Genomic DNA, 11263 nt, shown 5'->3' with positions numbered 1-11263 from the left:
GTAGGATTCCTGGCCGGATTCTTGGTTGCTGTTGCTGCCGTAGGATTCCTGGCCGGATTCTTGGCCGCTACCGCCGCCGTAGGATGACTGTCCACCGTCGTTACCGAAATCATTGCCTTCGTTAGCACTGTTCTCGGAATAGGTCTGGCTTTCGTCGTTGCCACTGCTATTCTCATAGCCGCTTTGAGAGTCGGAGTGGCTGGTGCCCTCAGCATTGTTGTTGTCGAAGTTCCCGAACTGCTCACTTGAATCGTGCTCGGACATGGAGTCCTCCTTGATCGTGGTTCCTGACGAGTCCCACGCTATGGCCCCACATTCGCAGTGCCCAAGGTATGTGCAAGTTCTAACCGTGAAATGCTATGTAACGGTCAGGTAACGCTCACCTTTGTTTCGAATTGCCTAACGGAACGGCAAATTTCCCATGAACAATAGAGAGCCACGAGAACTTTCAACATTAGCGCTGAAGATCCCCGTGGCTCTCGAAAACAAACTATATATTGCTATTTCTGGTTCATCGGTATGCGTACGCCGCGTTCGGCGGCAACCTCAATTGCGCGGTCATAGCCAGCATCAACATGGCGGATGACCCCCATCCCAGGGTCGTTGGTTAGTAGGGCCTCTAGCTTTGCGGCGGCCATTTCCGTGCCGTCGGCTAGGGACACCTGACCAGCGTGGATCGAGCGTCCCATGCCCACGCCACCGCCGTGATGAATCGAAACCCACGAAGCACCGGAGCTCGTCGCGGTCAGGGCATTGAGCAGCGGCCAATCGGCGACGGCATCCGTGCCGTCGGCCATGGCTTCGGTCTCCCGGTATGGGGAAGCCACCGAACCCGAGTCCAGATGATCGCGTCCAATGACGATTGGCGCAGAGACTTTCCCTTCGGCGACCAGCTGGTTGAATAGCAGGCCCGCCTTGTGGCGTTCCCCGTAGCCCAACCAGCAGATGCGTGCAGGCAGGCCTTCGAATTCGACACGGTCCGCCGCGGCATCCAGCCAACGGTGCAGGTGATCGTTTTCTGGAAACAGTTCCTTGAGCGCTTGGTCAGTTACGCGAATATCCTCTGGATCGCCGGAGAGCGCAACCCAACGGAATGGGCCTAGACCCTCGCAGAACAACGGACGGATGTAAGCCGGAACGAAGCCAGGGAATTCGAAAGCACGCTCGTACCCGCCCTTGCGTGCTTCATCGCGGATTGAGTTGCCGTAGTCGAAGACCTCGACGCCGAGGTCCTGGAACTCGACCATCGCCTGTACCTGCTTGGCCATCGATGCTTGGGCCTTGAAGGTGAAATCGGCGGCGTCTGCGGCCGCAGCGGGGGCCCACTGGTCCAGCGTGTATTCCACCGGCAGATAGCTCAGCGGGTCGTGGGCACTCGTCTGATCGGTGACGACGTCAATCGAGATCTCGCCTGCCTTCTGGCGGCGCAATAGCTCCGGGAAAACTTCCGCCGCGTTGCCGACGAAACCTACCGAGTGCCCACGGCCTTCGGCCTTAGCCGCTGCTACCTTGGCTAGAGCCTTATCGAGATCCAGCTCCACCTCATCCAGGTAACGCTTCGAAACGCGTCGGCGCAGACGCGACTCGTCCACATCCACAATCAGGCAGGCCCCATCGTTCAGGGTCACCGCCAATGGCTGGGCACCACCCATACCGCCGCAACCGCCGGTGAGGGTCAGCGTGTTGGCCAGCGTACCGTTGAATCGTTTCGCGCCGATTGCAGCAAAAGTTTCATAGGTTCCCTGCAAAATGCCTTGGGTGCCGATGTAGATCCACGAGCCGGCGGTCATCTGGCCATACATCATCAGGCCTTCGGCCTCTAGCTTGCGGAAGTGCTCCCAACTCGCCCAGTCGCCCACCAGATTCGAGTTGGCGATGAGCACTCTAGGTGCCCACTTGTTGGTGCGGAAGACGCCGACGGGCTTGCCCGACTGGACCAGCAAGGTCTCGTTTTCTTCGAGGTCCTTTAGCGTCTCGACAATTGCATCGAATGCTTCCCACGAGCGTGCTGCCTTGCCGGTTCCCCCATAGACGACGAGGTCTTCGGGGCGCTCGGCAACTTCTGGGTCGAGGTTATTCATCAGCATGCGCAGCGGGGCTTCGGTTGCCCAAGACTTGGCGTTTAGCTGGGTACCGCGCGGGGCGCGGACGACTCGTGGTTCATGATTCATGATGGGCTCCTTTGGCAGCAGCGGAAGTAACTTTCTACCTTCCATCATTGGCCAAAGCAGGCAAGGAAGGTACGCCCTAGCAGAGGGTCATGTCCGGAATTTCAGACTGGGCGTACCGGAGCGAGGCGTCGCCCATGCACCCGGCTGGTCAGCTGCCCTGCGGTTTGCCGAATCTGTTCGAGCAACGGTTCCCAACGTTCCTCGGGGACCCGATCACCGAGGAACGTCACCGCAACCGCGGCTACCGGCCAACCATTCGCATCCTGTATTTCGACGGCAAGGGAATGGAAGTCCGCGGTGACATCCCCGCGTTCTACGGCGAACCCGCGTTTTGCTGTCTGGTCCAGCTCGCGGCGTAGCTGCTGATAGGAATTGATCCCGCTATCTTGCGCGCGATTGCTGAAACTTGAGGTGCCCGGGTACAGCGCACGAACCTGTGACTTCGGCAGGGCAGCCAGAATCGCGCGGCCCGAGGCGGTCAAATGCGAAGGCAGGCGCACCCCGACGTCGGTGACCAGCGAGGGGCGGCCCTTGGCGCGTTCCTCTACGATATAGAGCACGTCAGGCCCGTGGAGCACGGCCAGATGGGCGCTTTCGCCTACCTTGTCCACGAGTTGCGCAATCAGCGGTGCTCCGAACCTAGCCAGAGGTTCTTGCCTGGTGTAGGCACTGGAGAGCTCGAAGGACGATACCCCCAAACCGTAGGCTTTCTCCTCGGGGTAATGGGCGATGAAACCCTGTTCGAGCATCACATTCAGCAGCTGGTACACACTGGATCTGGGCAGCTCCAGCAGCTTGGCGATCATCGCCGCCGGGGTCGGCGACTTTCGGCTTGCGAGTAAACGCAAGACGCGGAGCGTATTTTCCGCTGCCGGAACCTTGCTGCCCATTAATGACCCCTTAGTCGAAAAACGCCTGCCTGCTAGGGAACTCTAGCAAGACTCTGAGCAAAGGAGCGTTTTCTTCCCTAGGAAGTTTGGTCTTGAAAAGACTCGTTGAGCTGTTCGAGCCTCGGCGGGTTGGCGCCGGAAACCAGTACTGTCAGCTCCGAACAACGAGTCGCCAGAGCCAGCGCAGACTCCAATTCCTTCTGGTCCAAGGTTTCGCCATTTGTGATGAGCGCCTGCGCCAACGAACTATTGAGCAGCCCATGAAGCAGGCCGGACATGAATGCGTCGCCAGCACCGATGGAGTCCACGACCTTCACCGCACGGGAATGGACGAGTACCTCGGTGTTCTTCGTGCGGGCGGTAGCGCCGCGTGCCCCGAAGGTCATGACGGCAAGCTTGGCGCCGCGTTCCAGAATATGATCCAGGATTCGTTGGCAGTCCCAACCGGGGTAGAGCCACAAGGCATCGTCATCGCTGAGCTTGACCACGTGGGAGAGGCCCATCAGTTTTTCTACCTGCTTCAGCGCCGCGGCACGCTTGGGAATCAGCTGCGGACGCAGATTCGGGTCATAGCTGCGCAATTGCGTGGACGGCGAGGCTTGGAATGCTTCCAATACTTTTTCGCACCCCGGTGCCAGCCATCCAGCGATGGAGCCTGCATGCAGGAGTTGCGCCTCGGAGCTTGGGACGCCGCCCGGAAGTTCCCAGGACAAGTCGAATTCGTAGCTCGCGTCGCCCACTCCGTCGACGGAAACCGTGGCGGAGTTCGTGGACTGCTGCGCGAAGCTGCCGGCCGCGAGCGCTACACCGGAATTTTCGAGGTGCGCGGCGATCAACTTGCCGTACGCGTCTTCGCCTAGCTCTGTATGCAAGTTGACTTGATGGCCTAAGCGTCCTAGGCCCACCGCGACATTCATCGGGGAGCCACCTGGATGAGCCACGTCATCAACGATATCGGCTAGAGCTTCGCCAACCACCTGTATCTGTGCCATGACTCGATACTACGGAAATTCACCTAAATAGCCATTTCCGGGGCGTGGGTTCGGCGCTTATTGCGCGGAACCTCACAAATGCGTGTCGAGACCGTGGAAAATCGGTGAGCTTATTCGCGCTGAGCTATCAGGAACCACCGCTATCGGTGAGTCGCCTTCGGCCCTCGTTCCCCTGAACCGGCGGGGGCAGGAGGCCCCGGCCTGCCGAATCCTGAACGTTCCCGGGATTCAGCCGGCCGGAGGACTCAATAGCGCGCGGCCTCGACATTCAGCCGGTAGCCGCGCTTGATGACGGTGGTGATCAGGTCCGGGTGCGGGAGCGTGCGCCGCAGCCGGCTGAGCGTCATGTCCAGCGCGTGCTTCGAGGACACCGTGGGCAGCACGGCGCCGAGTTCGTCGCGCGAGACGACCGATCCTCCGGCCTCCAGCAGGCAGCGCAGGATCTCGGTCTGGGCCGGGGTGAGTTCGCAGCGCTCATCGTTCAGGCTCAACGTGCGCCCGCGCAGTTCGCATTCCCCGAAAACCGTCGGCGCGCTGAGTGTGCCCAGCGCGCCCAGATGCTCGACCAGCTGCAGAATCATCGCGCCCATGCGGTGGCGTTCGGGAACCAACGCGCCGTGCACACCGGAGGACTGCAGCGGGGCCGCCGTCACCGGGCCCACCGTTGCCACCGCAATGCGTTCGTTCAACGAGCGGATCAGCGCCTGGTAGCGATTGCGCGTGCGGGCCGCGGCGAACAGCGCATGCACGCTGGGCGCGCTGGTGAAGGTGATGGCGTCGAAATGCGCGGCGCAGATCCCCTCGACCAGCAGCGAAAGGTGCTGGTCGGAGCTGGTGTCCAGCCAGCGGTACGGCTCGACCTTCAGTACCCGCGACGCACCCAGATCCCGCAGCGACTGGGCGAGCCCATGGTCGCTGTCCGCATGCAGCTGCACCGCCACGGTTTGCCCCGCGATCGAATGCCCCAGCAGCGGAAGCAGCCCGGCGGTGGTGCCGTCCTGGGCGACACCGGCGGCGTGGAATCCCAGGGCGCGCACCGCACCGTGGGCCTTCGCACCGCGCACGTAGAGCTTCGCGGCCTTCATCGACTGGCACAACTGGTGGCCGAGCCCTGCGGCCTCGGCCGAATCGAACCAGCGCCGCAGCCCATAGGCGGTGGAGATGATCACCGCCTCCGGGCGCAACTCGATCAGCTTCCTGGTCTGCTCCACGAGCAGTGCCTCGTCGTCCAGCGGTGCGAGCTTCAGCAACGGTGCGTGGGTGACCTCGGCGCCGCGGCGTTCGAGAGCTTCGATGAGTTCGGCCGACCGCCGGTCGCTGGTCACCGCGATCCTGAAACCGGACAGTGGCAGATCCAGCGCGCTCATGCGCTGGCCCCAAAATTTGCCATTTCCTCGGCCAGCAGCCGCTGCGGCAGGGCCGCCACCTCGCCGATGACGATCACCGCAGGATTCGCGCACCCGCGCGCCCGGGAGGTCGCCGTCAAGGTGGCCAGCGTTGCAAAGGTGGTGCGTTGCTCGCCGGTGGTCCCGGATTCGACGATTGCACAGGGCATGGTGGCCGCCATGCCCTGGCGCAGCAGGCCGGAAGCGGTGCTTTCCAGGGTTCCCATGCCCATCAGGATGATGATGGTGCCGCCCAGCCCGGTGAGCTGCTCCAGTTGCTGGCTTTCCAGCGGGTCGTGGCCCGAAATGACCGAGAATACCCGGTTCACACCGCGTGCCGTGACCGGAATGCCGGCGGCCGCGGGAACCGTGATGCAGGAACTGAGTCCGGGCACCACGCTGATGGCGATGCCTGCCTTGGAGGCCGCGGCCATCTCTTCGAATCCGCGGCCAAATACGAATGGGTCTCCGCCTTTGAGCCGAACCACATTTGAACCGGCCTTGGCGGCGGTCAGCATCTGCTCTTCGATCTGGGATTGGCTGACCTTGTGGTGCCCGGGCTGCTTGCCAACATCCACGATCACCGCCTGCGGGGCGAGCTTCCGCACGAGATCGCCGGGGCCCAACCGGTCAACGAAGACCATGTCGGCGTCGGCTAAGGCGCTGACCGCTCGCACGGTCAGCAGATCAAGTGCGCCGGGGCCACCACCGACCAGGGTGATTTGGCCGGAGTCGGCGGCCGGTTGGCGCGTCAAGACCGGCAGTCCCCGCCGCTGGGCCGCTTCGCGCAGCGGCTGGAAGCGCTGGGGCAAGGCATCGCAGATGACCAGCAGGTTCGCGGTTTCGAGCGCCACGAGTCCACCTTCCGGGGTATCCGCGGAAAGTACCTGCGCCCCCTGCGCGATGAAATGCTCCGCTGCCCCGCGTGCACCCCTCAGCCCGCCGGCGAGCAGCAGCGTGCAACCCTTGACCTCGAACGCTGTACCGTTCATCGGATCGACTCCGCCGCGAGTTCGCAAGCCGTGTGGTCGGCGCCGAATAAGCCTGCTTGTCCAACAAAAACCTTTTTTCCGCTCGCCGCTTCGGTGATGCGGTGAGCGGGCAAGCAGTCGCCGGCAGTATGGGTCGTTTGATCATTTGAACGGTTTGACATGGGAAGTCAGCTCCACTTGATTCTCGATGGCTCGATGCTGACAACACTATCGAGGAACCTTTGCCCCGAAATTTCCCATTTGTTTCCATAGGAATAATTCATACATAAACTCGACGAGAACTACGGGGGTCGTGTTTGCGCCGCCGCGCAATGAAGCCTGGCCGTGGCCAATGCCGGTGAAACGAGATTTACCTGGGCGCAACAGAACCGTGCGATCGGCCGTAACAGGCGCTTCGTAGACTGCAACCACAGGCTCGTGACAACGAGCCTCGAAACTACCGAAGGGAAGAATCATGGGCCTACTCATTGCCCGCGAAATGCCGGAGCCCGGTCAGCCCGCATGAGCGGGGGATCAACAACCGAACCGCGAACCGAGTCCCTGGTGGCCGTCTCGCACGGCACCAGCGATCCGGCAGGCCAACGGGCGATCAACTCCTTGGTGGAGGAAATCCGCCGGGCGGCCTCAGTGGCCGTGCACCAGTCATTCGTCGACGTCCAAGAGCCCCGGGCAAGTACGCTGCTCCTCGGGCTGCCGGACGAAGAGCAGCACGCGGTCCTCGTGCCGCTGCTGCTTTCGCGGGGTGTGCACGTGGATCAAGATCTCACCGAGGCGGCGGCGCTTCGGCCCAATACTCGCATTGCACCGGCCCTCGGCCCGCACCCGTCGCTCGCTCTGGTTATCGAGCACCGACTCGTGCAGGCCGGATGGCGGCGCGGCGAACCTGTCATCCTCGCCGGTGCGGGGACACGGCTGGCCCAGGGCGTGCATGACTGCCAACAGGTTGCCAACCTGCTGGCCGGCCTGCTGGGGGTGCAGGTTACCGCCGCCTTCGTGGCCGCGGCGACCCCGTCGCTGGGGGAAGCGGTCGCCGCGGCCCGGGCGGCGAGCCCGCAACACCGCGTGGTCGTGGCCAGTTACCTGTTGGCGCCCGGCTACTTTCAGTCCCTGATCGAGCGCTGCGGCGCAGATCTGGTCAGCGATCCATTGCTTGCCCCGGACGCTGAGGTGCCCGCAGAATTGGTGAACCTCGTATTGCATCGCTTCCTGGCGGCGTTATCCTAGGCCCGGACCAACCTTCAGCACTTGCCGGCAAGGGCCAAGAACGGCACAGTGTAAACATGCAGTCGCTTTTCGATGACGGCGCCTTCGAGCGTCGGCCCCATACCGTGCGCGCGGGCGCGGTCCATCTGCCCAGCTGGCTAACCCGCGAGCAGCAGGACTGGATGACCGAACGCTTCCTGGATTGGGGCAATGGACCGGTCCCGCCGCATTCCACGCTGGTCAATGGACACCCGATGAAGGTCAAGACGGTATGCCTGGGCTGGCATTGGGGAAACTACACCTACACGCGCACCGCCGAAGACCTCAACGGCCAGCCGGTGCCACCGATGCCCGATTGGCTGGCGTCACTGGGACGGCGCGCGGTGCTGGAAACGACCGGGGACGGAGCAAAAGCCGCGGGCTACAACCCCGATGTGGCGATCATCAATTACTACCCGCCGGGCTCGACCATGGGCATGCACCAAGACGCCGAAGAGAAAATCAACGCACCGATCGTCTCGCTGTCCATTGGCGAGAGCGCGAACTTCCGCTTGGGCAACAACGAGACGCGCACCAAGCCCTACCAAGATGTGCGTCTGGCTTCCGGAGACTTGTTCGTCTTCGAGGGTCCCGCCCGGTGGGCCTTCCATGCGGTGACGAAGATCCATCCGGGTACGGCTCCGGCCGGCTGGTCGCTGGGCAGCGGCCGGATCAACATCACGCTGCGTGAGACGGGGATGGGCTAGGCCGCTATTCGGAGGCCAGATCGAGGGTGGCAATGACCGCCCGGTGGTCGGAATCTCCCACCGCCAACGTGTCCGAGGAGCCGGTATCGAGGCCGCGAACCAGCACGTGGTCGATGCCCAACATGGGCATCGGACGGTTCGGCCAGGTCATCCCGAACCCCCAGCCCTCATGCGGCACCTTGTTGAGCTGCTCCGAGACCGGCGAGAAATGGCGGTCGGCATTGGTCGCATTAAAATCGCCCAAGGCAATAATTTTCGCGCTCCGATCGGCGGCGAGCGTGCGTCCAAGATTGCTTAGCATCAGGTCGCGTTCCGCATGCTCCAGGGGCCGGGCCGAAGCCACGTGGACCGCGTACACCGTCACATCCCCGGCGTCGGTTCGAACGCGCAGCTTCACCGCCCGGGACCAACCCAACCCAAGGTCCAGCGGCTCTTCGTCGAGGATCGGATACTTGCTGTAGACCCCCACGGTTCCCACGGTGTACTGGTGCGGGTGGGTTTCTTCCAGCAGTGCAGCGACTTCCTGGGCCTGTCCTTCACCCAGTTCCTGCAGGCTTATCAGATCTGCGCCCGTGGCGAGGAGACCCTGTGCGGAGCTGTGCGCCCCGTCTTCGTGCACATTCTGCGTGGCGACAATAAATTTGGCGGCCGGTTCGGGGGCATTGGCCGGCAGGAACGCCGCGCCAAAGATCCACGACCAAGCCACCAACGGAAGCAGGAGCACCAAAAAAGAGATGCGGCCACGCGCCGCCAGCGCCCAGCAGAACAACAAGGGCACGCCGAGGCCTAGCCAGGGAGCCAAATTGTCCAGAAACAGTCCGAGCCCACCGCGTTCGGGGAAGCTGCGGTGGGCAACTAGCACTATGGTCAGTGCCAATGACAAAAGAACTATCAATAACCGGGCGGCCATCCGGCCGGCGGTGAGGCGTTTATGAGCTGCATGGGACATGAGAATTCCACAGTGCCACATGTTCCTCGCCCAGCCGTGGATTGAGCGTGGAATACCCGCGCCGCGTTCTCTGTTGGGTACCCGAGAGGTATTGTCATTACGATTGATACGGGCGCCAACGTAGCCGTGCCATGAACACACCCGAATCGCAGCAAAGTAAGAGGCCCCCAATGAACCGTTTAGCGCCCCCGCGGTATTTAGAAGGCAGGACACTGCTCTTCGCAATTATTGCCCTAGGCATGGGTGGCTTTGGCATCGGTGTGACCGAGTTCGCCATGATGGGCCTGCTCCAGGAAGGCGCCGAGGACTTGAACGTCACGAATTCCCAGATGGGGCTCGTGATCAGCACCTACGCGATCGGCGTGGTTGTCGGTGCGCCGCTGTTGACCGCGGTCGCCGCAAAAATCCCGAAAAAGCGTGCGGTGCAGCTACTGATCCTGCTCTTTGCCGTGGCAAATCTTTCCTCATTCTTCGCTCCGGATTACGGAACCATGCTGTTCACCCGGTTCCTTTCCGGACTGCCGCACGGGGCCTACTTCGGGTTGGCAGGTGTGCTGGCAGGTAATTTGGTGCCCGGCAGCATGCGTGGGCGAGCCATCGCGTGGGTAATGCTGGGCCTGTCGGTGGCAAACGTCGGCGGTGTCCCCTTGGTGACCTTGCTGGGCCAGGAAGTCGGATGGCGTTCGATGTTCCTTGTGGTCACCGCGGTGGGGCTGCTCACCTTTGCCTTGATCACTATTTTCGTCCCGCTGCGCAGGGCCGAAGCGGGAGCAAGTATGCGCCGCGAACTTTCGGCGCTTAAAAGCCTGCAAGTCTGGTTGGCCATGGCAACCGGCATCGTAGGCTTCGGTGGGTTCTTCGCGGTCTACTCCTATATTTCTCCAACCCTCACCGACGAAACCGGGCTGGATATTGTGCTGGTTCCACTGGCCCTGGCGCTCTACGGGGTGGGCATGGTGGTCGGCTCGTTGATCGGAGGACGGCTGGCCGACTGGTCGGTGTTCGGAGCGATCAAGCTGGCCAGTGTGCTCATGGTTATCAGCATGCTGGTGTTTGCCGCCGTTGCCTCGTGGGTGATCCCAACACTCATCATGGTGTTCGTCCTGGGCAGCGTCGGTTCGCTGCTGATCCCGAGCCTGCAGACGCTGCTGATGGATTCGGCCCCACATGCGCAGTCGTTGGCCGCGTCGCTGAACCACTCGGCGCTCAACGTGGCCAATGCCCTCGGCGCTGCGCTCGGCGCGATCGTGATCAGCGCGGGCCTGGGCTACCGTGCGCCGTCGGTGGTCGGAGCCGGACTTGCGGCCCTGGGCTTGCTGATCGCGTGGATTACCCAGCTCCGAGCCCAGAAGCTTGGCCTGGTTATCGGCGCCGCAGCGGCTCTCGAACGGGTAGACGCACCGGAACAACGCTAAACGTCGAATGCTGACGAGTGCGGGGCGTGGATCCAATGGATCCATGCCCCGCACTCAGCTGTACTGGTCAGCCCTCTTGGCTTCCTACGGCGCCGATATTGAACATCCAACACACCCCGAACTTGTCGGTCAGCATTCCGAACGAGTCACCCCACGGGGCCTTGGCCAGAGGTTCATCGATGCGCGAACCCTCGGAAAGTTTCTCCCACCAGGCGGTGAGCTTCGCTTCGTCTGCTGGGTCGGTGGCATCGTTGCTCAGGGCAATGGTGCCGTTTCCGGTCACATTCATTTCCGGCAGGGCATCGGAACCCATCAGGTGCAGTCCTCGATCGACGAATAAGGAAGAGTGCATGATCAGGTCGGCGGTGGCGGGATTGCCGTCATCCATTCCTTCTTTGAATGTCATGGCGGAGTATTCTCCGCCGAAAACGGAGTGGTAGTACTCCATTGCCTCGCGGGCGACGCCGCCAAATTGCAGATAAGGGGTCATAGCAACGGACATTGGGAAGTGACCTTTCGC

10 protein-coding genes and 1 pseudogene are annotated in these 11263 nt (G+C 62.3%); 3 read left to right on the top strand and 8 right to left on the bottom strand.

Features of this window, described 5'->3' with window-relative positions; translation table 11 throughout:
- The 6 genes and pseudogenes from ACT3TP_RS18115 to cobA form a co-directional block, all read right to left on the bottom strand.
- A pseudogene (locus ACT3TP_RS18115) lies at positions 1-264 on the bottom strand (hypothetical protein); the annotation flags it as partial.
- 236 nt (positions 265-500) lie between these two features.
- Positions 501-2171 (bottom strand): urocanate hydratase, encoded by a 1671-nt coding sequence (hutU, locus tag ACT3TP_RS18110; protein ID WP_444621233.1) that lies wholly within the window; start codon positions 2169-2171, stop codon positions 501-503.
- A 101-nt stretch (positions 2172-2272) separates the two neighbouring features.
- Positions 2273-3061 carry an IclR family transcriptional regulator gene (locus tag ACT3TP_RS18105; RefSeq protein ID WP_444621232.1) on the bottom strand — a complete coding sequence of 263 codons (789 nt, stop codon included), beginning with the start codon at positions 3059-3061 and terminating at the stop codon, positions 2273-2275.
- 77 nt (positions 3062-3138) lie between these two features.
- Positions 3139-4053: a carbohydrate kinase family protein gene (locus ACT3TP_RS18100; protein WP_444621231.1), complete on the bottom strand. Its 915-nt coding sequence runs from the start codon at positions 4051-4053 to the stop codon at positions 3139-3141.
- Between the two features lie 245 nt (positions 4054-4298).
- Positions 4299-5420 carry a uroporphyrinogen-III synthase gene (locus tag ACT3TP_RS18095; RefSeq protein WP_096286631.1) on the bottom strand — a complete coding sequence of 374 codons (1122 nt, stop codon included), beginning with the start codon at positions 5418-5420 and terminating at the stop codon, positions 4299-4301.
- Complete coding sequence (gene cobA, locus ACT3TP_RS18090; RefSeq protein ID WP_444621230.1) at positions 5417-6430, bottom strand: uroporphyrinogen-III C-methyltransferase; 1014 nt, start codon at positions 6428-6430, stop codon at positions 5417-5419. Before cobA ends, ACT3TP_RS18095 begins: the two co-directional genes overlap by 4 nt.
- A 501-nt stretch (positions 6431-6931) precedes the next feature.
- On the opposite strand from cobA, the gene ACT3TP_RS18085 reads away from it, so the two are divergent.
- Positions 6932-7654 carry a sirohydrochlorin chelatase gene (locus tag ACT3TP_RS18085; RefSeq protein WP_105552943.1) on the top strand — a complete coding sequence of 241 codons (723 nt, stop codon included), beginning with the start codon at positions 6932-6934 and terminating at the stop codon, positions 7652-7654.
- Positions 7655-7710: 56 nt separating this feature from the next.
- The gene (locus ACT3TP_RS18080) at positions 7711-8379 is read left to right on the top strand and encodes an alpha-ketoglutarate-dependent dioxygenase AlkB family protein (protein ID WP_444621229.1); all 669 of its coding nucleotides are present in this window, start codon (positions 7711-7713) and stop codon (positions 8377-8379) included.
- Between the two features lie 4 nt (positions 8380-8383).
- On the opposite strand, the gene ACT3TP_RS18075 is transcribed toward ACT3TP_RS18080, so the two are convergent.
- Complete coding sequence (locus tag ACT3TP_RS18075; protein ID WP_181148404.1) at positions 8384-9328, bottom strand: endonuclease/exonuclease/phosphatase family protein; 945 nt, start codon at positions 9326-9328, stop codon at positions 8384-8386.
- 170 nt (positions 9329-9498) lie between these two features.
- Between ACT3TP_RS18075 and ACT3TP_RS18070 the strand changes: the two genes are divergently transcribed.
- Complete coding sequence (locus tag ACT3TP_RS18070; RefSeq protein WP_096286641.1) at positions 9499-10743, top strand: MFS transporter; 1245 nt, start codon at positions 9499-9501, stop codon at positions 10741-10743.
- A 67-nt stretch (positions 10744-10810) separates the two neighbouring features.
- Here ACT3TP_RS18070 and ACT3TP_RS18065 read toward each other — a convergent pair whose 3' ends face one another.
- Positions 10811-11245, bottom strand: a complete 435-nt coding sequence (locus ACT3TP_RS18065; protein WP_096286644.1) for a VOC family protein — start codon at positions 11243-11245, stop codon at positions 10811-10813.
- Positions 11246-11263 lie beyond the last annotated feature (18 nt).

It is taken from the genome of Glutamicibacter sp. AOP38-B1-38 (genome assembly GCF_052377485.1).
Taxonomy (GTDB): Bacteria; Actinomycetota; Actinomycetes; order Actinomycetales; family Micrococcaceae; genus Glutamicibacter.
This window is presented reverse-complemented; position numbering and strand designations above follow the sequence as displayed.